We start from the raw sequence: 24,149 nt of genomic DNA on the forward strand, positions 1-24,149 counted from the left end.
GTGATCGCGATCACAGATGTATAGAAATTTTTGGTGATGAAAAAACTATTAACCTGTTTGAGTGTTAAATGACCGAAGAATCGACAATGCGTAAAGGAGAAAGAGAGGGCAATTTATGGTCAATCGGGAAGATATCAGAGCCCTTGTTAATTTTAAGGGCTTGAACAGGTAAGAAGTAAGGTGGTTTACGCTCAGGGATAGACTTTTTCTTTGTATTCGCAGAGATCTTCGATAATGCAGGAACCGCAGCGTGGCTTACGGGCAATACAGGTATACCGTCCGTGCAGGATCAGCCAGTGGTGGCAGTCCACCTTAAATTCCGCAGGGACCACTTTTAACAGCTTCTCTTCCACCTCTTCCACGTTTTTACCCGGCGCGAACCGGGTGCGGTTAGAGACGCGAAAGATATGGGTATCCACGGCGATGGTCGGCCAGCCAAACGCCGTGTTCAGCACCACATTTGCCGTTTTACGCCCGACGCCCGGCAACGCTTCCAGCGCAGCGCGGTCTTCCGGGACTTCGCCGCCGTGCTGCTCCAGCAGGATCCGGCAGGTCTTAATGACGTTTTCGGCCTTGCTGTTAAACAGGCCAATGGTCTTGATATAGGATTTCACACCTTCAACGCCCAGCTCCAGCATGGCCTGCGGCGTATTGGCGACAGGGTAGAGCAGGGCCGTGGCTTTGTTGACGCTCACGTCCGTCGCCTGTGCAGAGAGCAGCACCGCGATCAACAGTTCAAACGGCGAGTTAAAATTCAGCTCTGTCGTTGGATGAGGATTCTCATCGCGCAGGCGCGTCAGGATCGCAATGCGTTTCTCTTTATTCATACTGCTTTCTCGGGGATCCCTTCCTGTACGCTGCGCTCAGCGGCGCGGCGTTTACGTTTTTCATCAATCAGGTATTTTAACGCCAGCATCATCCCAAGGCCAATGAAGGCGCCAGGCGGCAGCATGGCCAGCAGGAACGGAGTGTCCGTATGGAACACCTCAATACGCAGCGACTTCGCCCAGCCGCCAAGCAGCGCGTCCGCACCGTCGAAGAGCGTACCGTTGCCCAAAATTTCACGCAGAGAGCCGAGGACGAACATGGCGGCAGTCGCGCCCATGCCGATGGAAAAACCATCCAGCGCGGATATGGCCGGATTGTTTTTCACCGCAAAGGCTTCAGCGCGGCCTACGACAATACAGTTAGTCACGATAAGCGGAATGAAAATCCCGAGCGACTGGTACAGGCCAAATGCGTAGGCGTTAATCAGCATTTGCACCACGCTGACCACCGACGCAATGATCATGACATAGATCGGAATACGGATTTCCGACGGCGTCCAGCGGCGCAAAACTGAAATGGAAAAGTTAGTCAGGGTCAGCACCAGCGTGGTCGCCAGCCCCAGCCCGAGCGCGTTGGTGGCGGTAGACGTCACCGCCAGCAGCGGACACAGCCCCAGCAGCTGTACCAGCGCGGAGTTGTTCTTCCAGAGACCCTGGACGATAACCTCTTTAACCTGGCTCATGGTCACTCCTCACAGGTGGAAAGATGATTGATCTGCGCGGGCAGCGTTTCGGCATACAGCCCGGCGCGCTTGACGGCGTTGACCACCGCGCGCGGGGTAATCGTGGCACCCGTGAACTGGTCAAACTCGCCGCCATCTTTTTTCACCGCGAAAGCAGGATCGTCTTCGCCATGAATCATCTTTCCGGAGAAGTGTAAGATCCAGTCACTTAAGCGTGTTTCAATTTTGTCGCCAAGGCCCGGCGTTTCGTGATGTTCCGTCACGCGCGTGCCCAGCACGGTGCCGGAAAAATCGCTGCCAACCAGCAGTTGAATCGCACCGGAGTAACCGTCCGGCGCGGTGGCTTCCATGACGGCACCCACGGGATTATCGCCCTTGCGGGCAATATAAATGCGATGGGGTCCTTTACCGAGCTGCGGAGCCTGCACGACAAAGCAGCTTTTTTGCAGGTCATTATCGTAGAAGTCGGATGGGATCACCTGATCGAACAGCGCCTTTTGCTGCTTCATTGCCTGCTCTGCAATGGTTGTTTTCGTCAGTTCATTTACCAGCGCGGTCAGCCCGGTGAGGGCGGCAGCGAAGATCGCCAGCGTAACGCCGTGTTTTTGCATTGTTTTTAGCATGGCGTGATCCTTAGCGATGACCGTACACGCGTGGCCGCGTGTAGTAGTCGATGAGCGGAACGGTGATGTTAGCCAGCAGCACGGCAAATGCCACACCGTCCGGATAACCGCCAAAGCTGCGAATAAGCCAGACCAGCAAGCCCGCCAGCGCGCCGAAAATCAGACGTCCTCGGTTGGTGGTAGACGCGGTGACCGGATCGGTCAGAATAAAAAATGCCCCGAGCATGGTCGCGCCGGAGAGCAGATGGAGCTGCGGGCTGGCCAGTGACTCAGGTGAGATGACCCAGCCGAGCGTCGAGCAGACGGCCAGCGTCACCAGGAAGCTCACCGGAATATGCCAGCGGATTGCCTTCTGTTGCAGCAGGAACGCGCCGCCCAACAGATAGGCCAGATTGACCCACTGCCAGCCAGCACCCGCCAGTACGCCGCTGTAAATAGACGATTTCATCACCTGCTCCACGCTGTGTCCGGCACGCAGGGAGGTTTTGAAGGTATCGAGCGGGGTGGCCTGGCTGATGCCGTCCACGCCCATGCGAAGCGCGTTCATATCTGCGCCCAGCGCGGTGTGGCCGGTAAAGATAACGTGCAGGGCATCCATAAAGCCGGGGACGGTGGCGGCGATCTCATGCGGCGGCAGCCAGCTGGTCATCTGTACCGGGAAGGAGATCAGCAGTACCACGTAGCCAATCATCGCCGGGTTAAACGGGTTATGGCCCAGCCCGCCGTACAGCTGCTTGGCGATGATCACCGCAAACACCGTTCCCAATACCACCATCCACCACGGGGCGAACGGGGGAATGCTGATGGCCAGCAACAGGCCGGTCAACAGGGCGGAGTTATCGCTCAGGATGCGAGTCACTTCCATTTTGCGCAGCTTCAGGATCGCTGCTTCCGCTGCGACGGCACTGGCGCAACCCAGAACTAACTGGAAAAGCGTACCCCAGCCGAAAAACCAACACTGTACGGCAATACCTGGCAGCGCGGCCAGGCACACCAGCATCATAATACGCGATGTCTGGCGCTGGTTATGGGTATAAGGGGAACTTGCAATTCTGAAAACCATTTAATCCTCGTTAACGGCTTGCTGCGCGGCTTTCTTTGCCTGAACGCGCGCAATCGCGGCGGCGACTGCGGCTTTGCGTGGATCGTCGTTGGCGGCCGCAGGCCGTTCGTCCTGCTGTGCCGCTTTTCGTGCTTTGGCACGGGCGATGGCCGCTTCAACGGCGGCTTTACGCGGGTCGACAGGCGCTTCACTCTCTTCGGCTGGCTGAACCTGTGCCGCTTTTCGTGCTTTGGCACGGGCGATAGCGGCTTCAACGGCCGCCTTGCGCGGATCCGTCGCTTCCTGTTCAACCACCACTGTCTGCTGACCGGCCTTACGGGCTTTTGCCCTGGCGATAGCCGCTTCCACTGCCGCTTTACGCGGGTCGATATCGGCTTCCGGTTTGGCGTGTTGCGCTTTCTCCGCCTGACGCGCGCGAGCTTCGGCTTTACGCGCTTCGCGGGCCGCAATCGCTTCGCTGTTGTCCGGTTTTTCTCCCGGAGCGATCACAACCGTCTGGGCGGCGGTGGCTTTCTTCTCGCGCACGCGGGCCAGGGCTGCGTTAATGGCATCCTGATCTTTCGCCGCAGGCTGGACGGCAGCCTGCTTATGGCGTTCCTGACGGGCTTGTTTCTCGCGCTCCAGTCGCGCCTGACGCGCTTCAAAGCGGGCCTTCGCTTCAGCGGCACGTTTTTCTTCCATGGAGATGGCGTAGATTTCGGCTTTCTCCTGACGGAAGTATTGCACCAGCGGAATATTGCTTGGGCAGACCCAGGCGCAGGCACCGCATTCAATACAGTCAGCCAGGTTATGCGCCTGGGCTTTATCGTGCAGCTGGCCTTTGCTGTACCAGTACAACTGCTGCGGCAGTAAATCTGCCGGGCATGCGTCCGCACAGGCGCTACAGCGTATGCAGCCTTTCTCTTCCTGCGTTTCGCCCATCTCCGTTGGGGAAGGGGCGAGCAGGCAGTTGGTAATCTTCACCACCGGCACATCCAGCCACGGCAGGGTAAAGCCCATCAGCGGGCCACCCATAATGACCAGTTGATCGCTACCCGGGCAGAAGCCAGCCTGTTCCAGCAGATGACGCACCGGCGTACCCAGACGCGCCCAGACGTTGCCGGGACGGGAGACGGACTCGCCGGTCAGCGTGACGACGCGCTCGGTCAATGGCTCGCCGTCAATCACCGCACGTTTCACCGCGTAGGCGGTTCCCACGTTTTGCATCAGCACGCCGATGTCGGACGAACGGCCCCCGTGGGGGACCTGTTTGCCGGTCAGGATCTGCGTCAGCTGTTTTGCCCCGCCGGACGGGTATTTGGTCGGGACTACTCGCAGGGCGATATCGTGGCTGTCTGCCAGTACCGCACGCAGCATCGAAATGGCCTGCGGTTTATTGTCCTCAATACCGATCAGCACTTCGCGGGGTTGCAGAATATGCGCAAGAATGCGAATCCCTTCCACCACCTGCGCGGCACAGTCCTGCATCAGACGGTCATCGGCGGTGATGTACGGTTCGCACTCGGCGGCGTTGATGATCAGCGTTTCGATTTTATCGCCGCCGCCGTGAAGCTTAGCGCCGGTCGGGAAGCCTGCGCCCCCCAGACCCGCCACGCCGAACTGATGAATGCGTTCAATCAGCGCTTCACGGCTGTGGGAACGGTAGTCGCTCCAGCCGTCACGATCGATCCAGCGGTCTTCACCATCGGCTTCAATGATCACGCTCAGCTCAGACAACGCCGACGGATGGGCAACGGTATGGGGGGCAACAGCCACCACCTTACCGGAAGTCGGGGCATGTATCGGCAACATCCGTCCGCGACCAAAGGTCAGCGGCTGGCCGCGAAGAACGCTATCGCCTTCTTTCACGCACAGTTCACCTTCCGCGCCGATATGCTGTTTAAGGGGCATAACGTAACGGGTCGCCAGCGGGATCTGGCGCAGCGGCGTGCCGTTAGACTGCGATTTCATCTCAGGCGGATGAATGCCGCCGTCGAAATCCCAGATCTTCTCTTTTCTGAAGGCAGAAAATAACTTAAGCATGTTGTTCCACAGGAATATTGCGAACCGGAATGGTCTGAAGGTCCCACTTCCAGCTTTCAGTAGTCGTTTCAACCGGGCGTAGTTCTATACACTGCGTCGGGCAGGGCGCCACGCAGAGATTACAGCCGGTGCACAGATCCGCCACAACGGTGTGCATCGCGCGCGTTGCGCCCACAATGGCGTCAACAGGACACGCCTGAATACATTTGGTGCAGCCAATGCAGTTGGCTTCGTCGATGACAGCAAGGGCACGAACGGGCTCCTGGGCCTGTTCATCGCCGTCGACAGGCTGGGGATCGACGTTCAGCAGGGCAGCTATTTTAAGCATGACCGCTTCGCCACCCGGTGCGCAGCGGTTGATCTTTTCGCCCTGCACGCCCACCGCCTCAGCGTAAGGGCGGCAGCCAGGGTAGCCGCACTGCCCGCACTGGCTCTGCGGTAAAAGTTCATCAATTTTTTCAACCACCGGATCGTCCTCCACCGCAAACCGGCGGGAGGCATAACCCAGAATGATGCCAAAGACGAGTCCCAGTACGCTGATGGACGCGATGGCAATCCAGATAGCACTCATTACAACTTCACCAGACCACTAAAGCCCATAAAGGCCAGAGACATTAAACCTGCGGTCACCAGAGCGATGGCGTTACCGCGAAACGGCGCGGGAATATCCGCCGCGGCCAGACGCTCGCGAATCGAGGCGAACAGGACCATAACAAAAGAGAAACCGACCGCCGCGGAAAAACCGTACAGCGCCGATTGCAGGAAATTATGCCCAAGGTTGATATTGAGCAGCGCCACGCCCAGCACCGCGCAGTTGGTGGTGATGAGAGGCAGGAAAATGCCCAGCAGGCGATACAGGGCAGGGCTGGTTTTCCGCACCACCATCTCGGTAAATTGCACCACAACCGCAATGACCAGAATAAAGGACAAGGTGCGCAGGTAGAGCATGTCGAGCGGGATCAGGATCCAGGTATCAATCAGCCATGCGCAAATGGAGGCCATCGTCATCACGAAGGTGGTCGCCAGCCCCATGCCCATTGCCGTCTCCAGCTTTTTGGAGACGCCCATAAACGGGCACAGGCCAAGGAACTTCACCAGTACGAAGTTATTAACCAGCACAGTTCCGACAAAGAGCAGTAAGTAATCGGTCATTATTTAGCCTGAAATAAAATAGCCGCCTATTATCGGATAAACGACAACAGGCCACAACAGGTTAACTGTAAGGTTATTACGGGTTGACAAAGGTCTTCTTAACGCGCGTCGAACGCTTGAAATAAGGGACCAGAAGCGCCGTCGCCAGTAGCGGAAACAGTAACTGGCGAACCGCCAGCGCGTCAGACACTGGCGAGAAAGCGAATGCTTTGACAGCCAGCAGCACGGAGACCAGCAGCCAGATAATGTAATGTTTTGGCACGTTTTTGCGGCGTTTGAAGAAGGCGATAGTCAGCCACAGCGTGTAGTACCACATCGCGATCGCGAAAACGAACGACACAAACCACGTTGCAATATTGAGCGCACTCTGGGACATCAGTGTCTGGATAGCATGAGGCGTAACCAGTGCGGTGGTGTATAGCAACAGCGCCAGCGAAGCGCTTAATAATGCCACCAGCAGCCATGCCAGCGGGGCGATTAACCAGCCCCCAATTCTCTCTCCAGGCAATGCGGTCATACGCTCTCCCATAGTCTGCGCGAAATGTTATACAGAAATTTGCAGGGCGGAGAGTATATAACATTTCACGCCGAAGGCTACTTTCTTATACAACGTAACGCCATACGGATTTAGGCACTTCCCCCACATTGAACAGACGACCGCCAGAGACCAGTTCGGCGCGACGATGGTCAGCAGCGCGGTACATATTGATGATGTCCTGATTATCCGACAGCGTGTAGTTCAGATGGTCAAACAGTTTTTCCAGGCTTTCAAGGGAATTGATCTTGCGAAATTTTAATAAATAGTCCTGAACTGTCATGTTAATAAGTTTCCATATAAAAGGGTAATACCCATAAAGGTAATGCGTTCGAATAATAAACGGATTAATAAAGACGTAAACTGTCCACTCGGGTAACGCGACGAAATTAGGAGTTTTCTTTGCGAAGATTCAGGCATCAGCAGATGCCTGGAAGAGAAGGGTAACCCCGTTCATTACGGCTGGCAATACGTTCCATGACGTAACGTGTCACGCTTTATGACGACACGGCTTACTTTTGTTGTGCGACAGTAACAGGCTCCGGCGGCTGGTAGTTATCGATATGGCTGGCAATGCCGAGCAACACGACTGAAACCCCAAGGACAATCCATCCCGCTAATTCAATGATTCGATTAATTATTGACGACATAATTTGTGTTTGTAATTTATCCATAAATACAGATTACAAATGTTACAGCGCCCTTTTCGCCAGAGCAAGCGCTTTGGGAACGATTCCCCGAACCCATATACACACTTTAATGCGAGGTAACAAAAAACGCTGTCGCAAGATGCTATTTTAACTCACAGGGCACATTATTAATCTGTGCGTTAAGCACAAGGCCAGTGATAAATAAGCGCACAGCGAGGGGGCAAACGATGAGTGAAAACATCCGCGTCGGTCTTATTGGCTACGGGTACGCAAGCAAAACCTTTCATGCACCGCTGGTTGCCGGCACGCCGGGAATGGAACTGGCGGCTATCACGAGCAGCGATGAGACTAAGGTCCGCGCCGACTGGCCAGCCGTGCCGGTGGTAACGGAGCCTAAGCATCTGTTTAACGATCCTAATATTGACCTTATTGTCATTCCTACTCCTAACGACACTCATTTCCCCCTGGCGAAAGCGGCGCTGGAGGCAGGGAAACATGTTGTTGTCGATAAGCCCTTCACCGTGACGTTGTCACAGGCGCGCGAGCTGGATGCGCTGGCGCGAAGTCTGGGTCGGTTATTATCGGTCTTTCACAATCGGCGCTGGGACAGCGATTTCCTGACGGTTAAGGCGCTGATAAACGCAGGCACGCTCGGCGAAATTGCCTTTTTTGAGTCGCACTTCGATCGTTATCGTCCGCAGGTGCGAGATCGCTGGCGCGAGCAGGCGGGACCGGGTAGCGGCATCTGGTATGACTTAGCGCCGCATCTTCTCGATCAGGCCGTTCATCTGTTTGGTTTGCCCGTGAGCATGACGGTCGATTTAGCGCAGCTCAGGCCGGGGGCGCAGACCACCGACTATTTCCATGCCATTTTGAGTTATCCGCAGCGGCGCATTGTGCTGCACGGGACAATGCTTGCGGCGGCGGAATCGGCCCGCTATATCATTCACGGGGCGCGCGGCAGCTATGTGAAGTTCGGCCTGGATCCGCAGGAAGAGCGCCTCAAAAATGGCGAACGCTTACCGCAGGAGGACTGGGGCTACGACATGCGCGACGGGGTGGTGACGCGTGCGGAGGGTGAGGTACTGGTTGAAGAGACGGTATTGACCCTGCCGGGGAACTATCCGGCGTATTACGCCGCCATTCGTGACGCGCTGAACGGTTCAGGTGAAAATCCGGTTCCCGCAAGCCAGGCAATCCAGATTATGGAGCTCATCGAGCTCGGGATCGAATCTGCCAAACATCGCGCAACGCTTTGTCTGGCATAAGTGCCAAACGCTTTCGTAGGCCGGGTAAGCGCAGCGCCACCCGGCAGTAAAGAGGACTACTGAGCAACTTTATCGCGCAGCGCCTGTTTCTCTTCAGGCGTCAGGAAGGCGATCTCCAGCCCGTTGATTTGCGCCTGACGGATCTGCTCGCGGCTCAGCCCGGCCTGTGGTGCGGCGATGTTGTATTCGTGAATAATATCCACGCCCTGAACCGCCGGATCGTCCGTGTTCAGCGAAGCCAGCACCCCGTGTTCGAGGAATGTTTTCAGCGGGTGTTGCGCCAGCGACGCCACTGTACTGGTCTGAATATTGGAGGTCAGGCAGGATTCGATTCCAATACGTTGTTCGGCGAGGAAATCCATCAGCGCGCGATCTTCAATGGCTTTCACGCCATGACCTATACGTTCCGCACCCAGCTCACGAATGGCCTGCCAGATGCTTTCCGGCCCCGCGGCTTCCCCCGCATGAACGGTAATATGCCATCCTGCATCACGTGCGCGGTTGAAATGAGACAGGAACAGACTGCCCGGGAAGCCCAGCTCGTCACCGGCCAGGTCGATGGCGGTGATCTGGTCGCTATGCGCCAGTAATGCTTCCAGTTCCTGAAGACAGGCCGCTTCACCGAAGGTACGGCTCATAATGCCAATCAAACGCGCCTGAACGTCAAAGGTTTTGCAGCCTTCACGCACGCCTTCAATGACCGCTTCAACCACGCCCGCTACGGGGAGGTTGTGGGTCATCGCCATATAGCCCGGGGAGAAACGCAGTTCAACATAGTGCAGGCCGTTACGCGCGGCATCTTCGATGTTTTCAAAGGCGACACGGCGACAGGCATCGACCGAGGCCAGCATCTTCACGCCCCAGTCGAGCTTGCTCAGAAAACTCACCAGATCCGGTTCGTTCGACGTGACCTGAACATGCGGGATCAGGGTTTCAAGCGTTTCGGCAGGGAGGGTTAAATTGAACTGGCGACTAAGATCGAGAATGGTTTGGGCACGAATGTTTCCGTCGAGGTGGCGGTGAATATCAGTTAAAGGCAGGCGTGTATCAATCATGGTCGCACTCTTTGCTGGTTAAAGTGCGCCATATTATAAAAACAAAACGGGGTAAAAAGCTATTTGCGCAAGGGAATATTCCGTTGCGCAAATGATTTACAGCAGAGTGTTGATGCCAGCGATAAGGCGTTGAACGCCCTGTTCAAGCTTACTACGCGGACAGCCAGCGTTCAGACGCACAAAGCCTTTACCTTCATCCCCATAGGTATATCCCGGCATGATGGCCACTTTTTGCTGATCAATCAGCACGTTTTGCAGCGTATTGTCATCAATGCCAAGCGGGCTGAGATCGATCCATGCCAGATAGGTGGCCTCGGGCGGTTGCCAGTTGAGTGTCGGAAATGCAGTATTCAGTTCGTCAGCAATGTAGCGCAGGTTTTCTTCGAGATAGGTCCGCAGCGCGTCCAGCCAGGGTTCTCCCTGTCGGTAGGCAGCAATGTGCGCGGTCAGCGCCAGCACGGAAGGGGAAGAGAGTCCGTCCCGACCTTTTAATGCATTCAGATAGGCGCTACGGCTGGCGTCATCGGCGATAAGCCCCCAGGCACCCGTCAGCGCCGGAATGTTGAAGCTTTTGGAACCCGAGGTCAACAGCGCCCATTTACCGCGCGCAACCTCATTCCACGGGGTATGACGATGCGTGCCCCATACCATGTCCATATGAATTTCGTCGCTGATCACCGCTACGTCATAACGTTCACACAGGGCCGCCATTGTGGTCAGCTCTTCCCGCGTCCAGACTTTGCCGGTCGGGTTTTGCGGGCTACACAGCAGCAGCACCTTGTTTTCCGGTTTTGACAGCGCTGCTTCCAGCGCGGCCATATTGCCCTCCCAGCCATGCGCTGTTTTCTGCATCGGCACGGAAACAACGGTACGCTGGTTGCCGTCGATGGCTTTATAAAAGGCATCGTAAGCCGGGGTATGGACCACCACGCCGTCGCCAGGCGAGGACCAGAGGCGGATCAGCTCCGAGACCATATAAATGACCGACGGCCCATACACCACGGTTTCGGTATCAATCTGACTGTTAAAGCGTTGCCGGAACCAGTGCGCCACGGCGGCCAGAAATTCGTCATTTTTCCAGCGACTGTAGCCAAACACCCCGTGGTTTATTCGCTGGTGCAGCGCATCGGTAATGCAGGGGGCGGTGGCGAAATCCATATCAGAGATGGTGAAGGGCAGCAGGTCGGCAGCGCCAAAACGGTCAGCGACATAATCCCACTGGGTACACCAGGTGCCGTGTCGATCCACGACGGTAGAAAAATCAAACATGACGGTGCTCCGTAAAGTAAAACCCCCTCATGACGAGGGGGGCGAGGCATCAGGCTTCGACGGTTCGCATCAGGGTTGCCAGCTCATCCTTCACTGACTGTACCTGCGGGCCAATGACGACCTGCAAATTGTGTTGATTTAACTGTACCACGCCGATAGCCCGGTTAGCTTTAAGTGCGTTGGTATCCACTTTGGACATGTCCGCCACCGACAAACGCAGGCGGGTGATGCAGTTATCCAGAGAGGTAATGTTATCCGCACCGCCCAGCGCCGCCAGAATAGCCGGCGTGTTATATCCGGATTTCCCAATGGTGCCGGCTACCGCCTGTTCAACGCTGGTGGCCGTATCGGTATCGCGGCCAGGCGTTTTCAGGTTAAAGCGGGTGATGGCGAAGCGGAAGATCCCGTAGTAAACCGCGAACCAGATGGCGGCCACAACCGGCACCAGATACCACTTGGTGGACAGACCGTGCAGGATACCGAAGACCACGAAGTCAATCACGTTACCGTCGGTGTTACCGATGGTCACACCGAGCACAGCCATCACGGTAAAGCCCAGGCCCGTCAGTACGGCGTGGATGAGGTACAGTACCGGCGCTACGAACAGGAACAGGAACTCGATAGGTTCTGTCGTACCGCCCACCACGCAGGCGATAACGCCGGAGATCAGCAGACCTTTAATTTTATGACGATTTTCCGGACGGGCACAGTGGTACATCGCCAGCGCTGCGCCCGGCAGGCCGCCGAGGAAGGCAGGCATTTTACCCTGAGAGAGGAAACGCGTCGCACTTTCAGAGAAGCCGTGAGTGGTCGGGCAGCTCAGCTGGGCCTGGAAGATGGTCAGCGCACCGCTAACGGAATGACCGCAAACATCCATGGTACCGCCGGCTTCGGTAAAGCGGATCAGGGCAACCAGGATGTGCTGTAAACCAAATGGCAGCAGCAGACGTTCACCCGTACCGAAAATCATCGGGCCGAAATCACCCGCGCCATTGATAATGCGGCCGATACCGGTGATCCCCATGGCAAAAATCGGCCAAATCAGAGGGATGATCAGACCAAACAGACCCATCACAACCAGCGTAATGATTGGCACAAAGCGGGTCCCGCCGAAGAAGGCCAGCGCATCGGGCAGGCGGATGTTGTGGAAGCGCTCGTGCAGCATCCAGATAATCACCCCCGCGATCACGGCTCCAAGGATCCCGGTATCGATGGACTGAATACCAATCACGCTCTGAATGTTATTGGCTTTCAGTACCGCCGCGTCGGTCGTGGGCAGGATCCCTTTGGCAGTCAGCCAGAAGTTAACCGCAAGGTTCATGACCGCATAGCCAACGAAGCCCGCAAACGCCGCCACGCCTTTATTTTCGCGCGCCAGACCCAGAGGAATGGCGATACAGAACATTACCGGCAGGAAGCTAAAGGCAAAAGAGCCGACCTTGCTCATCCAGATGAAGATCGCCTGAAGTACCGGATTTCCGAGGAAAGGGATCAGGGTAATGACGTCGTGGCTGCTTAACGAACTGCCGATCCCCAGCATGATCCCGCAAAAAGAGAGAAGCGCCACGGGCAGCATAAAGGTTTTACCCAGTTGCTGGAAAAACTCCCACAGCGATATTTTTTGTGCTGCTTTCGTCGTCATAAAACGACTCCTTAAATGGTAGAAAGAGATTTAACGACCTCGATGGGGCGAGAAGATAAAACGTTTTATCAAACTTTAGTGCGCGCTAAATCACATTCTCGGGCTTTTACTGGTAGTATAAAGATAACGTATTGATAAAACGTTTTAGCGATCTCATTATCAAGGAGTCACGCCACCACATGGCTGTAGCGAAAAAGATCACCATCAACGATGTCGCGCTGGCGGCGGGGGTTTCCGTCAGCACCGTTTCGCTGGTATTGAGCGGGAAGGGGCGCATCTCTCCTGCAACGGGTCAGCGCGTTAACGAGGCCGTTGAGCAGTTAGGCTTTGTGCGTAATCGCCAGGCGTCGGCGCTGCGCGGTGGGCAAAGCGGGGTGATAGGGCTGATCGTTCGCGACCTCACGTCGCCGTTTTATGCAGAACTGACCGCCGGGCTTACCGAGGCGCTTGAAGCGCAGGGGCGAATGGTTTTCCTGCTCCACGGTGGGCGCGAACCGGAGCAGCTGCTCTCCAGGCTGGATATGCTGCTGACGCAAGGGGTGGATGGGGTGATCGTGGCCGGCGCGTCCGGCGTGGGCAGTGAATTGTGTGAGCGCGCGGCGCAGAAAGGCGTACCGCTGGTGTTTGCCTCGCGCGCAAGCTATCTCGACGAAGCCGATACCCTTCGGCCGGATAACATGCAGGCCGCGCAAATGCTGACCGAGCATCTTATTCATCGCGGCCATCAGCGCATCGCCTGGCTCGGCGGTAAAAGCTCGTCCCTGACGCGTGCCGAGCGGGTGGGCGGTTACTGCTCCACGCTCATCAAATACGGCCTGCCGTTTCACAGCGAATGGGTGGTGGAGTGTGAATCCAGCCAGAAAAAAGCCGCGGAAGCCATCGGCACGCTGCTTCGCAACAGCCCGACGATCAGCGCGGTGATTTGCTATAACGACGTCATTGCGATGGGGGCGTGGTTCGGTTTAATCCGCGCCGGACGCCAGAGCGGTGAGGGCGGGGTAGAAACGTTTTTCGGCCATCAGGTAGCGCTGGGGGCGTTCGCGGACGTCGGTGAAAATGCGTTAGACGATCTCCCCATCGTCTGGGCGACGACGCCGGCTCGTGAGATGGGGTACACCCTGGCAGACAGGATCATGCAGCGCATTGAAAATACGGACGTGCAGGCCGGGCATCAGATTGTGGCTGCGCGGTTAGTGACGGTGAAGTAAACGCTTTGCTTGCACGGGCCTACAACGACTCAGGATCGGAGGCCGGGTAAGCGTCAGCGCCACCCGGCAATAAAAAACCCCTCATGCGAGGGGTTTTTCGTTTACTGCTGCGGTACTGCCGGCGGCGCTGCCGGTTCAGCCGGTGCCGGAATGCCCAGCGTCGGCATACCAAACATACCGACAAACTCTTCCAGCGGCATTTTGTCGCCGTTGAGCGTCACCTGGCCATTAGCATATTGCAGGCTGGTGGAAATGGTGTTGTCTTCCACCTTCGTGATGCGGAACATCTGGCCCATCGCCGCCAGGCCTTTCACCTGCTGGTTTGCCAGTTTGCCTGCATCATCTTCACCATAACCTTCCAGCTTCGCAATCTGCGTCATGAACTCGGTCGCCATATCCATCGGGATAGTCAGCTTGCTGTCGAGCGACTTCACGCTGCGATCAACTTCCTGGGCAAGGGTCTGAGGCTCACCGGTCGCGGCTGACGGATCCTTCAGGAACAGCGACAGGTTGAAGTTGGTTTCGCCTTTGCCGTTTTTCCAGCTCAGTGGCGCAACGGTAATCACCGGCTCGCCCTTCAGCAGGATCGGCAGGTTATTAAACAGCACCGTCATCGCCTGCTGCTGGTACGCCTGCGGGTCGGCATCGGTCAGCAGAGCCTGGCTCTCTTTACTGTATTTCTGACTGAATTCATGCCACGCCTGGCCGTCAATGTTGCCGATTTTCAGAGACAGCTTACCGGTACCCAGATCCTGATTCTGTACTTTCAGGCTTTTCAGGCTGTAATCCAGCTGGGTGTTGATGCTTTTACCGTCTTTGGAGACGTCAGACTTACCGTCCAGATCCATGCCTTCCAGCACCGCCATCTCTTTGCCTTCGATCGCAATGGCGATCTTATCGAGGCTCAGTTTCTGGTCGCCGATACGCTCATCAAAATCGGTCATACGGCTATTGCCGCTGGCTTTAAGGTTGTTGAAGGTAAGCTGAACCTTCTGGTTATATTCATTGACTGAATTCACCAGGCCGCTGGCGGCATCGCCGGTCAGGGAGACATTCTTGCCGTCGCGATCGGCATCAAGCTGGAAATTACCGCCGCTGAAGGCGACTTTGTCGGTGCCTTGTTCGTAATTCAGGGCTTTCAGGTCGATGTCGGAATGCGTATCACCGGCATAGCTGATGCGGGTATTGATCTCAAACGGCGACTCATTTTTCGCCATATCGAAAATCGGCTTCGTCACCTCGTTATTCACCAGTACGGTTCTGGCGGATGCCATGGAGGGGATCAGGTTAAACTTTTTCAACTGCGCCAGCGGGAACGGACCGTGGCTGACCACTTCATCCAGCACCACGCTCTGGCCCGGTTTCAGCCAGGCGTTCTGATTACCCGCAACCGGCTTCACCACCACCTGCATATGGCTGGTAAACACGCCACGCTGGTAGTTCTGGTAGCTCAGCTCCAGACCTGCTTCAGGCGCGCTGCGCTTAATCTCGCTGTTTGCCTGCGTCATCATCTCTGCCAGACGGCTTTCCAGCTGTTTCCCGGTATACCAGGAAGCACCCGTCCAGATCACGCCTAAAGCAACAATCACTCCTACCGCTACGACCGATTTTTTCATTGCGATTATCCCTAAAATGAAACCAGGCGGTTAAAACCGCCTGGTGTTACAACGCCTGTTACTAGCTTAGCAAGAGTTGTTAAAAAATTCAGTAAGTCCCTAAAGCTTATTAAAAACACGCGCCAGGCGACCGGTGCCGCTCACCCGGACAGGCGACTCGTTGGCCGCGACAAAGGCGGATTCACCCGGCTTAAGCACCAGACGCTCGCTATCTTTATGCAACGTCGCTTCGCCTTCTACACAGAACAGGATCGCTGCGCTCTCCTGTGCAATGGCGGTTTCGTCTGCGCTGAGGTCGTGCAGCGAGAAGGCAAAATCGTCAACCGGAATCGGGAAGTCCAGCTCAGCGCCGTTTTTCACCGGCTGCGTAAGCAGCTCCGCAGCAGGTTTCGCCACGAACTTCACGTTGGCAACCAGCTCAGGGATGTCGATGTATTTTGGCGTCAGGCCCGCGCGCAGTACGTTATCGGAGTTAGCCATCACCTCCAGCGCCACGCCGTTCAGGTAGGCGTGCGGGGTTTCAGCGAACAGGAACATCGCTTCGCCCGGGTTGAGCTTCACCACGTTCAGCAGCAGCGGAGAGAAGAGACCGCTGTCGTCCGGATAAAACGTGGAAATTACGCGAATGGTGTCCCATGGCTCACCCTGCTGGCTGTTCAGCGCGGCTTTCAGCACCGCCAGCGCGTGGGATTTTTCCTCGCCCTGCATATTCAGCAGGCTGGCAAACAACTCGCTCAAGGCTTCTGCGTTCGGGTTTTCCAGGAAATGGGCGATCGCGTTGTGAGCCCCGGCGACCGGTTGCAGCAGGGAGATGATCTCGGAAAACTCGCGGAAGGCATTCATCGCCAGGAAAGGGGTCAGGGCGAAAACTAGTTCCGGCTTGTGGTTAGGATCTTTGTAGTTACGCTCTGCGGCGTCTAACGGAATACCGGCGGCATTTTCTTTGGCAAAGCCCAGCTCAGAGGCTTTTTTGTTCGGGTGAACCTGAATGGAGAGCGGCTGGTCGGCGCACAATACCTTGAACAGAAACGGCAGCTCACCAAAACGATTCGCCACTTTATCGCCGAGCAGTGCGGCTTTGTCGGCGTCGATGACGTCACGCAGGCTGCGAACCTGGCCGCTGGCATCTTCAATTTTTGAGCTGCTCTTCGGATGCGCGCCCATCCACAGCTCTGCCATCGGCAGGTTGTCCGGGTTGGCGATACCGTAGAGATCCGTTAACGCAGTTTTACTTCCCCAGGCGTAGTTTTGCACTGAGTTGATGAGTTTTTGCATTATCAAGCCCTGATTCATATGTGGAATTAACTCCGCGTATTAAAGCAATAAACCGAATGGAAGTAACCTGCGGATGTAAAAAGTCGTACTAGTCTCAGTTTTTGTTAAAAAATTGTGTAGGATAAGCTGACTCGCTTTTAAGCCGGGCAGCGGAACATCTGCCCTGAATAAACAGACCGAAGCAGTAAGTGAGAGAACAATGTCGAATAAACCCTTCCATTATCAGGATCCTTTCCCCCTCAGTCAGGATCAGACCGAGTATTACCTGTTAACCCGCGATTACGTTTCTGTCTCTGAGTTTGAAGGGCAGGAGATCCTCAAAGTTGACCCGCAGGCGCTGACGTTGCTGGCGCAGCAAGCCTTCCATGATGCTTCCTTTATGCTCCGTCCGGCGCATCAGCAGCAGGTTGCTGATATCCTGAGCGACCCGGAAGCGAGTGAGAACGATAAGTACGTTGCTCTGCAATTCCTGCGTAACTCTGATATCGCGGCGAAAGGCATTCTGCCGACCTGCCAGGACACCGGCACGGCGATTATCACCGGTAAAAAAGGCCAGCGCGTCTGGACCGGCGGCGGTGACGAAGCGGCGCTGGCGCGCGGCGTTTACAATACCTACACCGAAGACAACCTGCGCTATTCGCAAAACGCGGCGCTGGATATGTACAAAGAGGTGAACACCGGCACCAACCTGCCTGCGCAGATTGACCTCTACAGCGTCGACGGTGACGAGTACAAATTCCTCTGCATCGCCAAAGGCGGCGGTTCAGCCAACAAAACCTATCTTTACCAGGAAACCAAAGCGCTGCTTACCCCGGGCAAGCTGAAGAATTATCTGGTCGAGAAGATGCGCACCCTCGGCACCGCGGCCTGCCCGCCGTACCATATCGCGTTTGTGATTGGCGGTACGTCTGCCGAAAGCACCCTGAAAACCGTTAAGCTGGCCTCAACTAAATACTACGATGGCCTGCCAACGGAAGGTAACGAACATGGTCAGGCGTTCCGGGACGTGCAGCTTGAGCAGGAACTGCTGGCTGAAGCGCAGAATCTGGGCCTGGGCGCGCAGTTTGGCGGCAAATACTTCGCGCATGACATTCGCGTGATCCGCCTGCCGCGCCACGGTGCTTCCTGTCCGGTGGGCATGGGCGTCTCATGCTCGGCGGATCGCAACATCAAGGCGAAGATCAACCGCGACGGCATCTGGATCGAGAAGCTGGAGAACAACCCGGGCAAATACATCCCTGAAGAACTGCGTAAAGCGGGCGAGGGGGAAGCGGTTCGCGTGGACCTGAATCGTCCGATGAAAGAGATCCTCGCGCAGCTTTCGCAGTATCCGGTTTCAACGCGCCTTTCCCTGAACGGGACGATTATCGTGGGCCGCGACATCGCCCATGCGAAGCTGAAAGAGCGCCTGGACAACGGCGAAGGGCTGCCGCAGTATATTAAAGATCACCCGATCTACTACGCAGGCCCGGCAAAAACGCCTGATGGATATGCTTCCGGCTCGTTAGGCCCAACCACGGCGGGCCGTATGGACTCCTACGTCGACCAGTTGCAGGCAAACGGCGGCAGCATGATCATGCTGGCGAAAGGCAACCGCAGCCAGCAAGTGACGGACGCGTGCCACAAGCACGGCGGCTTCTACCTCGGCAGCATCGGTGGCCCGGCAGCGGTGCTGGCGCAGGGCAGTATCAAGAGCCTTGAGTGCGTGGAGTACCCGGAACTGGGTATGGAAGCGATCTGGAAAATTGAAGTGGAAGACTTCCCGGCGTTCATCCTCGTGGATGACAAAGGTAACGACTTCTTCAAACAGATCCAGTCTTCCCAGTGTTCGGCGTGTGTGAAGTAATTCTGTAAATTGCCGGGTGGCGCTGACGCTTACCCGGCCTGCATTCTCGTAGGTCGGGTAAGGCGCAGCCGCCACCCGACATCAAAAAGAGCGCACAAAGCGCCATAACGTTTCTCAGAAGTCATCAATACTTATCTCTTAAGCATGTGAGCAATCCCATCTTTGTTATCAAGGAGTAAGTAATGACAATGCATCGCCGCGAGAAAGACTCCATGGGCGCCATCGACGTCCCGGCCGACAAGCTATGGGGCGCACAAACCCAGCGTTCGCTGGAGCATTTCCGCATTTCGACAGAGAAAATGCCCGTCTCGCTAATCCAGGCGCTGGCGTTGACCAAACGCGCTGCCGCCAAAGTCAATCAGGATCTGGGCCTGCTGGATGCCGATAAAGCCACCGCCATCATCAATGCCGCCGACGAAGTGCTGGCGGGCAAACATCCCGACGAATTCCCCCTTGCCATCTGGCAGACCGGCTCAGGCACCCAGAGCAACATGAACATGAACGAGGTGCTGGCGAACCGCGCAAGCGAGCTGCTTGGCGGCGTGCGCGGCATGGAGCGCAAGGTCCACCCGAACGATGACGTGAACAAAAGCCAGAGTTCCAACGACGTGTTCCCGACGGCCATGCACGTGGCGGCCGTCATCGCAATCCGCGAGCAGCTTATCCCGCAGCTCAACGTGCTTAAATCTACGCTTAACGAGAAAGCGCAGGCCTTCCGCGACATCGTTAAAATTGGTCGTACGCACCTTCAGGACGCCACGCCGCTGACGCTTGGTCAGGAGCTCTCCGGCTGGGTGGCAATGCTGGAGCACAATCTTAAGCATATCGACAACAGCCTGCCGCATCTGGCGGAGCTGGCGCTCGGCGGGACGGCGGTGGGCACTGGCTTAAACACCCATCCCGAGTACGCGGTGCGCGTGGCCGAAGAGCTGGCGAAGATCACCGAGCAGCCGTTTGTTACCGCTCCGAATAAATTCGAAGCGCTGGCGACCTGTGATGCGCTGGTGCATACCCATGGCGCGCTGAAAGGGCTGGCGGCCTCGCTGATGAAAATTGCCAACGACGTGCGCTGGCTGGCCTCCGGCCCGCGCTGCGGCATCGGCGAAATCAGCATTCCGGAAAACGAGCCGGGCAGCTCCATTATGCCGGGCAAAGTGAACCCGACCCAGTGCGAAGCCATGACCATGCTGTGCTGTCAGGTGATGGGTAATGACGTGGCGGTTAACATGGGCGGCGCGTCGGGTAACTTCGAGCTTAACGTCTATCGTCCGATGGTGATCCACAACGTACTGCAATCGATTCGTCTGCTGGCCGATGGCATGGAGAGCTTTAACGAGCACTGCGCGGTGGGCATTGAGCCTAATCGCGAGCGAATCAGCCAGCTGCTGAATGAGTCTCTGATGCTGGTAACGGCGCTGAACACCCATATTGGTTATGACAAAGCGGCCGAAATCGCTAAAAAAGCGCACAAAGAGGGGCTTACCCTGAAAGCCTCTGCGCTGGCGCTGGGCTACCTGACGGACGCCGAGTTTGATGCCTGGGTCCGCCCGGAAGCGATGGTGGGCAGCCTCAGATAATCACTGCGCCACATACAGGTGCAGCCGCGGAATAATCAGCTGTAGCGGCTGCGCCTGGGGTTTATAGCGATGCTGAACGTTTTCAGCATCGTAATTCAGCAGTTCCCCGATATCCGGCACCACCGCACCCTGATCGGCATCGTAGAGCGCAATCAGCGGCGTCGGGCAGGCGTATTGCACCTGCTTTTGTTGTCCGGCGTACCAGACGCGGGCGATAGGCTGTACCTTCACCGGACGCTTTATTTTAAGACGGGTATCAGCTGGCAGGGAGGCAATGCTGTGGTACTCCTGCTCCAGCCGTTCAATCCACTGTTCCCGCGACCACGGGGCGACCGTTCGCGGCGATTTCAGGCTTTTCTCCAGCTGAGCCAGGATCTCATCGCGCGTGAAATTTTTAATGATGTGCTTGTTGGCCCAGCCGAAGCGCAGCGTGGCGGGGTGGCGCAGTACCGTCAGCGTGCGGTAAGCATTCAGGGTGATCAGCCCCGGAAGCTGGCGATGCACCCATTCAAAACGGGCAGCCGGCGCCAGCCCGGACTCAACGGTTACAATCTTCTCAAACGCGGCTTTCAGCGTATTGATATGCGTAATCTGCGCCTCAATTCCTTCACGCGTTGCGGCATCCGTTTGCAGGCAGATGACGCCGGGCAGGCGAACGGCGGCCTTACTGCTGCGATTTTCGGACTGCTGCTGGATGAAAAGGCGACGAAAGTGCTGCAACGTCATTTCCAGCGCCGCCTTGCCAATATGCTGCGTCACCTCAATGGTGTTCAGCGGGTCGTGCTCCGCGCCTTTCGCCACCTCGGGCAGGGAAAAGACGCGGGCGGCCAGCAGGCGGCAGTCCTGAAGTTGCCCCGTGAGGGTCAGTAACGCCTGCTCTATTTCCCGAAATGTGGTGTTAAGCCTTTCGATGAGATCGTAAGTTGCCATGGCAACCCTTAATTAGTTACAACATACTACTGATATAGCATAACACGCCGGGTCAGGCCAGCGTGCGGTTTAGGTCAGGCAGGTACGGGAAGGGGAATATTGTGATAGATCGGCCAGCTAAAGACGAACCGGGCCCCACCCAGCTCGCTCGCTTCGCAGCGAACCGAACCGCCCATCGCCTGGGCAATAGAACGGACAATAGCCAGCCCCAGACCACAGCCGCCGGTAGCCCGATCGCGGCTGGGATCGAGGCGCACAAACGGCTCAAAAACTTTTTCACGCTCCGCCGGCTCAATGCCGGGGCCATCGTCTTCCACACACAGAATCGCCTGGCTTCCCTGCAAATCTAAACCTATGCGCAGCGTCGTTTCGCTGTAGCGCATGGCGTTGTTCATCAGATTATCCAGCACGCGTTCCATCAGGCGCATGTCCAGTGCGCCGTACGCGCCGGGGGTAATGGCTGTCAGCAGTTTTCGCTGAGGGTTAACGCTCTGCACATCGTTAATATGCGTCTGTAGCCAGGCGGGGAGATCCGGTGTACTGAGGTGCAACTCCGTCTGAGGCCGATCGAGGCGGGCATAGGTCAGCAGCTCTTCAATCAGCGCTTCAAGCTGGCCAATATCCCGATTGAGCGCCTGCGATTCCGCCCCGGTGAGGTTCTCGCTCATCTCCAGGCGATAACGCAGGCGTACCAGCGGAGTGCGCAGTTCATGCGCAATACCATCGATCAGCTGCTTCTTGCTGGCAATCAGGGCGTTGATGTTATCGGCCATCTGGTTGAAGGCAATACCGAGCCGGTCAAAACTGGAACCGCTGTCGAAATGTATGCGTTCAGTTAAATGACCCTCTCCAAAACGCTGTGCGGCGGATTCCAGTTTCAGCATGTCCTGCCAGTGCGGTCGCATCCAGATGAACACAGGTAAAGCGAGCGAAATGGCAATAAAGCCCAGCAGAGCGAGATCCAGCAGGCGCATCTGGTGCAGGTAATAGAGATAGGGCACTGGCCCGACGGCCAGAACATAATGGCTGCGCGGAATACGCTGAATGAAGGTATATTTCTCGTCCAGTGCGACGATGTCTCCGTCGCGCAGACGCTGCATCGCAGGCGGCGCTAAGTCAAAATCCTTCATGGGTTCGATACGCAAATCAAACGACAGATTCAGATCCAGCTCTTTTAACGTGCGCGCCCAGTCATGAGGAGGAATTTCTCGCAGCTCGCTACGCATCAGATAGAGCGAGCTTTTCATCAGATCGTCCAGGGATTGCCTGCCCGCGCGCTCTGCGGTGAATTTGTAGACCAGCCCGACCAGCATGGTCATCACCAGAAAGCAGACAAACAGCAGGAGATAAAACTGCACAAACAGCTTTTTCATTAAATATCACCGGAAAATCAAGAAATTAACTATTTTGTTTTTAGCTTCAGGGGCACTATGGGGGCATTAGCATATCCGCCAAAGCGCTGATTCAAAAATGATACCTGATCGCTATCGAGAGCATTTATCCACGCAGAGTATACATGGAAGACCATCTCTGCATTTTCATGACCCATCTGATTCGCTATAAAAGCAGGATTAGCACCTGCCGACAACATCCAGCACGCGTATGTATGACGCAACTGATAGGGGCGTCTGCGGCGAATGCCCGATCGTCTTACCGTAATATCCCATAGTGACACAATAGAACTAACTGAATAGTAGGCTGCCTGCTTGCCTTTCTGAGGTCGAGGCATAAACACAAAGTGCAGTTTCTGCGTTTCCGTTTTACCGAACTCCCGGTGGTGAAAAGTGATTGGTACCTTAGGGGCACTCCCGGTAAGTTCCTTTTGAGCTCGCAAAGCCTCCAGTGCCGGCTCCAGTAACTTTATCGTCCGGTATCCTGCTTCGGTTTTAGGTGGTCCAAACAATCCTTCCTGAGTAAGATTGCGCGCAATGTTAGCTTCGCCGGAGTTAAGATCGATATCCTCCCAGGCAAGAGCGCAAAGCTCACCGGGCCGAACGCCGGTGTAAGCAAAAAATTGCCACATGTTTTTTTGCTGAGCCGGAGCAGTCTCTTTCAACTGCTCAAACTCATGCCTCAGAAGCGGGTCTGGTTTTGTTTGACCTTTGCGAAGCCTTTTTATCCCGACATATGGTTGATATGAAATGATTTTATTTTTAACAGCATAGTCGAGGATTTGTCGCAGGATGGCCAGATAATAATCTACCGTTCTAACGGCGCGGCCAGTTTTATTTCTCCTCTTTTCGGGAGCATAGTTAGTCTCGCCAGTCAGTAATTCCTTTCTCCAGCCCAGAATGTCGCTGTTGGTGATAGATGCAACCAGCGTTTCTGGGCCAATTAGTTTTGTTAATGTTCTTACAGCTATCCCATAGCTTCTTGTGGCATTGGGGGAGAGATCGATTTTATGGTTTTCGTGCCAGGTTGCTGCAAGTTCTGCGAACGTCGTAATATTTTTAGATGCATAAAACTTTGCTGCTACCTTTGACTCCGGAAACACGCCCCGGTAGTCAAAAGTGCCCAGCTGAATCTCGCTTACAATTTTGGCCCTTAGATTCCCGGCTTTTTTGAGATTCGAAGCATTTACGATCCATCCTTTCAATGTTTCTCGGCATCTAACGCCCTGAAAGTTGAAACTTATTCGTATCTTATTGTTATGGATCTCAACACCCGTTGGCATTGCAGCCATTATGCCTCCTTCACAAACCTGTTAATGTTTGGGATGTTGTACCAGACAAGTCCTCGCTCTTCGGAGCAGCTTCCATCCAATGGGATTCTCTTAAAATGAACACCTTCTACCCAGGAGGTTTGGCGATAGCTTTTAATCTGACGATCTGTAAGGCCTGTCTTCTCTTTTAGTTTTGAAGCAACGCCCCATTCTGAATCGTAAATTACCTGCGACATTGTTCACCTC

At 55.8% G+C, this 24,149-nt stretch carries 23 protein-coding genes; 4 read left to right on the top strand and 19 right to left on the bottom strand.

Annotation, left to right across the window (positions count from 1 at the left end):
- Positions 1-191: 191 nt before the first annotated feature.
- The 10 genes from nth to blr form a co-directional block, all read right to left on the bottom strand.
- Positions 192-827: an endonuclease III gene (gene nth, locus ACJTMZ_RS16965; RefSeq protein ID WP_015570668.1), complete on the bottom strand. Its 636-nt coding sequence runs from the start codon at positions 825-827 to the stop codon at positions 192-194.
- The gene (locus tag ACJTMZ_RS16970) at positions 824-1,510 is read right to left on the bottom strand and encodes an electron transport complex subunit E (protein WP_003857592.1); all 687 of its coding nucleotides are present in this window, start codon (positions 1,508-1,510) and stop codon (positions 824-826) included. Before ACJTMZ_RS16970 ends, nth begins: the two co-directional genes overlap by 4 nt.
- Positions 1,511-1,512: 2 nt before the next feature.
- Entirely contained in the window at positions 1,513-2,133 is a 621-nt protein-coding gene (gene rsxG, locus ACJTMZ_RS16975; RefSeq protein WP_023296391.1) for an electron transport complex subunit RsxG, read from the bottom strand.
- Positions 2,134-2,143: 10 nt separating this feature from the next.
- Positions 2,144-3,196, bottom strand: a complete 1,053-nt coding sequence (rsxD, locus tag ACJTMZ_RS16980; protein ID WP_015570666.1) for an electron transport complex subunit RsxD — start codon at positions 3,194-3,196, stop codon at positions 2,144-2,146.
- A complete protein-coding gene (gene rsxC, locus ACJTMZ_RS16985) occupies positions 3,197-5,218 on the bottom strand; it encodes an electron transport complex subunit RsxC (protein ID WP_252010529.1) in 2,022 nt (673 codons plus the stop codon). It abuts the gene before it with no gap.
- Positions 5,211-5,789 (bottom strand): electron transport complex subunit RsxB, encoded by a 579-nt coding sequence (gene rsxB / locus ACJTMZ_RS16990; protein ID WP_015570664.1) that lies wholly within the window; start codon positions 5,787-5,789, stop codon positions 5,211-5,213. The genes rsxC and rsxB overlap by 8 nt, the downstream gene beginning before the upstream one ends.
- Entirely contained in the window at positions 5,789-6,370 is a 582-nt protein-coding gene (gene rsxA, locus ACJTMZ_RS16995; protein WP_000133206.1) for an electron transport complex subunit RsxA, read from the bottom strand. The genes rsxB and rsxA overlap by 1 nt, the downstream gene beginning before the upstream one ends.
- A gap of 76 nt (positions 6,371-6,446) precedes the next feature.
- Entirely contained in the window at positions 6,447-6,887 is a 441-nt protein-coding gene (locus ACJTMZ_RS17000) for a DUF2569 domain-containing protein (RefSeq protein WP_017693547.1), read from the bottom strand.
- An 85-nt stretch (positions 6,888-6,972) separates the two neighbouring features.
- Positions 6,973-7,188: a transcription modulator YdgT gene (gene ydgT, locus ACJTMZ_RS17005; protein ID WP_000217941.1), complete on the bottom strand. Its 216-nt coding sequence runs from the start codon at positions 7,186-7,188 to the stop codon at positions 6,973-6,975.
- Positions 7,189-7,417: 229 nt separating this feature from the next.
- Complete coding sequence (gene blr, locus ACJTMZ_RS17010) at positions 7,418-7,543, bottom strand: division septum protein Blr (protein ID WP_151884424.1); 126 nt, start codon at positions 7,541-7,543, stop codon at positions 7,418-7,420.
- A gap of 239 nt (positions 7,544-7,782) precedes the next feature.
- On the opposite strand from blr, the gene ACJTMZ_RS17015 reads away from it, so the two are divergent.
- Positions 7,783-8,823: an oxidoreductase gene (locus ACJTMZ_RS17015; RefSeq protein WP_039270904.1), complete on the top strand. Its 1,041-nt coding sequence runs from the start codon at positions 7,783-7,785 to the stop codon at positions 8,821-8,823.
- Positions 8,824-8,879: 56 nt separating this feature from the next.
- Here the strand turns inward: ACJTMZ_RS17015 and add are convergent, their stop codons facing one another.
- The 3 genes from add to malX all read right to left on the bottom strand — a co-directional run bounded on the left by add (position 8,880) and on the right by malX (position 12,789).
- Entirely contained in the window at positions 8,880-9,878 is a 999-nt protein-coding gene (gene add / locus ACJTMZ_RS17020) for an adenosine deaminase (RefSeq protein ID WP_252010531.1), read from the bottom strand.
- 96 nt (positions 9,879-9,974) lie between these two features.
- A complete protein-coding gene (locus ACJTMZ_RS17025) occupies positions 9,975-11,147 on the bottom strand; it encodes a PatB family C-S lyase (RefSeq protein ID WP_252010532.1) in 1,173 nt (390 codons plus the stop codon).
- 49 nt (positions 11,148-11,196) lie between these two features.
- Complete coding sequence (gene malX, locus ACJTMZ_RS17030; RefSeq protein WP_015570659.1) at positions 11,197-12,789, bottom strand: maltose/glucose-specific PTS transporter subunit IIBC; 1,593 nt, start codon at positions 12,787-12,789, stop codon at positions 11,197-11,199.
- Positions 12,790-12,968: 179 nt separating this feature from the next.
- On the opposite strand from malX, the gene ACJTMZ_RS17035 reads away from it, so the two are divergent.
- Positions 12,969-13,997, top strand: coding sequence for a Mal regulon transcriptional regulator MalI (locus ACJTMZ_RS17035; RefSeq protein WP_017384586.1), 1,029 nt, complete (start codon positions 12,969-12,971; stop codon positions 13,995-13,997).
- Positions 13,998-14,098: 101 nt separating this feature from the next.
- Here the strand turns inward: ACJTMZ_RS17035 and ACJTMZ_RS17040 are convergent, their stop codons facing one another.
- Both ACJTMZ_RS17040 and manA read right to left on the bottom strand, forming a co-directional pair.
- A complete protein-coding gene (locus tag ACJTMZ_RS17040) occupies positions 14,099-15,613 on the bottom strand; it encodes a DUF945 family protein (RefSeq protein WP_252010534.1) in 1,515 nt (504 codons plus the stop codon).
- A 99-nt stretch (positions 15,614-15,712) separates the two neighbouring features.
- Positions 15,713-16,888: a mannose-6-phosphate isomerase gene (gene manA, locus ACJTMZ_RS17045; protein WP_032670035.1), complete on the bottom strand. Its 1,176-nt coding sequence runs from the start codon at positions 16,886-16,888 to the stop codon at positions 15,713-15,715.
- Positions 16,889-17,087: 199 nt separating this feature from the next.
- On the opposite strand from manA, the gene fumA reads away from it, so the two are divergent.
- Entirely contained in the window at positions 17,088-18,734 is a 1,647-nt protein-coding gene (gene fumA / locus ACJTMZ_RS17050; protein ID WP_015570656.1) for a class I fumarate hydratase FumA, read from the top strand.
- A gap of 182 nt (positions 18,735-18,916) precedes the next feature.
- Positions 18,917-20,311 carry a class II fumarate hydratase gene (fumC, locus tag ACJTMZ_RS17055; RefSeq protein ID WP_252010536.1) on the top strand — a complete coding sequence of 465 codons (1,395 nt, stop codon included), beginning with the start codon at positions 18,917-18,919 and terminating at the stop codon, positions 20,309-20,311.
- Here fumC and tus read toward each other — a convergent pair whose 3' ends face one another.
- The 4 genes from tus to xisR all read right to left on the bottom strand — a co-directional run bounded on the left by tus (position 20,312) and on the right by xisR (position 24,139).
- On the bottom strand, positions 20,312-21,241 hold the full coding sequence (gene tus / locus ACJTMZ_RS17060) for a DNA replication terminus site-binding protein (RefSeq protein WP_023296464.1): 930 nt from the start codon (positions 21,239-21,241) through the stop codon (positions 20,312-20,314). It lies immediately after the preceding gene.
- Positions 21,242-21,315: 74 nt separating this feature from the next.
- The gene (gene rstB, locus ACJTMZ_RS17065; RefSeq protein WP_047365630.1) at positions 21,316-22,614 is read right to left on the bottom strand and encodes a two-component system sensor histidine kinase RstB; all 1,299 of its coding nucleotides are present in this window, start codon (positions 22,612-22,614) and stop codon (positions 21,316-21,318) included.
- A 29-nt stretch (positions 22,615-22,643) separates the two neighbouring features.
- A complete protein-coding gene (locus ACJTMZ_RS17070; RefSeq protein ID WP_102751273.1) occupies positions 22,644-23,924 on the bottom strand; it encodes a site-specific integrase in 1,281 nt (426 codons plus the stop codon).
- Positions 23,924-24,139 carry an excisionase family protein gene (gene xisR, locus ACJTMZ_RS17075; protein WP_023296467.1) on the bottom strand — a complete coding sequence of 72 codons (216 nt, stop codon included), beginning with the start codon at positions 24,137-24,139 and terminating at the stop codon, positions 23,924-23,926. The genes ACJTMZ_RS17070 and xisR overlap by 1 nt, the downstream gene beginning before the upstream one ends.
- Positions 24,140-24,149 lie beyond the last annotated feature (10 nt).

This window comes from Enterobacter sp. DN, from assembly GCF_046054285.1.
Taxonomy (GTDB): Bacteria; Pseudomonadota; Gammaproteobacteria; order Enterobacterales; family Enterobacteriaceae; genus Enterobacter; species Enterobacter hormaechei_C.

Excerpts from the sequence above, each read along its gene's own strand:
- rsxA (WP_000133206.1), bottom strand. The coding sequence starts at position 6,370 with ATGACCGATTACTTACTGCTCTTTGTCGGAACTGTGCTGGTTAATAAC.
- ACJTMZ_RS17015 (WP_039270904.1), top strand. The coding sequence starts at position 7,783 with ATGAGTGAAAACATCCGCGTCGGTCTTATTGGCTACGGGTACGCAAGC.
- tus (WP_023296464.1), bottom strand. The coding sequence starts at position 21,241 with ATGGCAACTTACGATCTCATCGAAAGGCTTAACACCACATTTCGGGAA.
- rsxC (WP_252010529.1), bottom strand. The coding sequence starts at position 5,218 with ATGCTTAAGTTATTTTCTGCCTTCAGAAAAGAGAAGATCTGGGATTTC.
- rstB (WP_047365630.1), bottom strand. The coding sequence starts at position 22,614 with ATGAAAAAGCTGTTTGTGCAGTTTTATCTCCTGCTGTTTGTCTGCTTT.
- add (WP_252010531.1), bottom strand. The coding sequence starts at position 9,878 with ATGATTGATACACGCCTGCCTTTAACTGATATTCACCGCCACCTCGAC.
- rsxD (WP_015570666.1), bottom strand. The coding sequence starts at position 3,196 with ATGGTTTTCAGAATTGCAAGTTCCCCTTATACCCATAACCAGCGCCAG.
- malX (WP_015570659.1), bottom strand. The coding sequence starts at position 12,789 with ATGACGACGAAAGCAGCACAAAAAATATCGCTGTGGGAGTTTTTCCAG.
- ACJTMZ_RS17025 (WP_252010532.1), bottom strand. The coding sequence starts at position 11,147 with ATGTTTGATTTTTCTACCGTCGTGGATCGACACGGCACCTGGTGTACC.
- xisR (WP_023296467.1), bottom strand. The coding sequence starts at position 24,139 with ATGTCGCAGGTAATTTACGATTCAGAATGGGGCGTTGCTTCAAAACTA.
- ydgT (WP_000217941.1), bottom strand. The coding sequence starts at position 7,188 with ATGACAGTTCAGGACTATTTATTAAAATTTCGCAAGATCAATTCCCTT.
- manA (WP_032670035.1), bottom strand. The coding sequence starts at position 16,888 with ATGCAAAAACTCATCAACTCAGTGCAAAACTACGCCTGGGGAAGTAAA.
- ACJTMZ_RS16970 (WP_003857592.1), bottom strand. The coding sequence starts at position 1,510 with ATGAGCCAGGTTAAAGAGGTTATCGTCCAGGGTCTCTGGAAGAACAAC.
- ACJTMZ_RS17035 (WP_017384586.1), top strand. The coding sequence starts at position 12,969 with ATGGCTGTAGCGAAAAAGATCACCATCAACGATGTCGCGCTGGCGGCG.
- fumA (WP_015570656.1), top strand. The coding sequence starts at position 17,088 with ATGTCGAATAAACCCTTCCATTATCAGGATCCTTTCCCCCTCAGTCAG.
- ACJTMZ_RS17000 (WP_017693547.1), bottom strand. The coding sequence starts at position 6,887 with ATGACCGCATTGCCTGGAGAGAGAATTGGGGGCTGGTTAATCGCCCCG.
- rsxB (WP_015570664.1), bottom strand. The coding sequence starts at position 5,789 with ATGAGTGCTATCTGGATTGCCATCGCGTCCATCAGCGTACTGGGACTC.
- ACJTMZ_RS17070 (WP_102751273.1), bottom strand. The coding sequence starts at position 23,924 with ATGGCTGCAATGCCAACGGGTGTTGAGATCCATAACAATAAGATACGA.
- fumC (WP_252010536.1), top strand. The coding sequence starts at position 18,917 with ATGACAATGCATCGCCGCGAGAAAGACTCCATGGGCGCCATCGACGTC.
- rsxG (WP_023296391.1), bottom strand. The coding sequence starts at position 2,133 with ATGCTAAAAACAATGCAAAAACACGGCGTTACGCTGGCGATCTTCGCT.
- ACJTMZ_RS17040 (WP_252010534.1), bottom strand. The coding sequence starts at position 15,613 with ATGAAAAAATCGGTCGTAGCGGTAGGAGTGATTGTTGCTTTAGGCGTG.
- nth (WP_015570668.1), bottom strand. The coding sequence starts at position 827 with ATGAATAAAGAGAAACGCATTGCGATCCTGACGCGCCTGCGCGATGAG.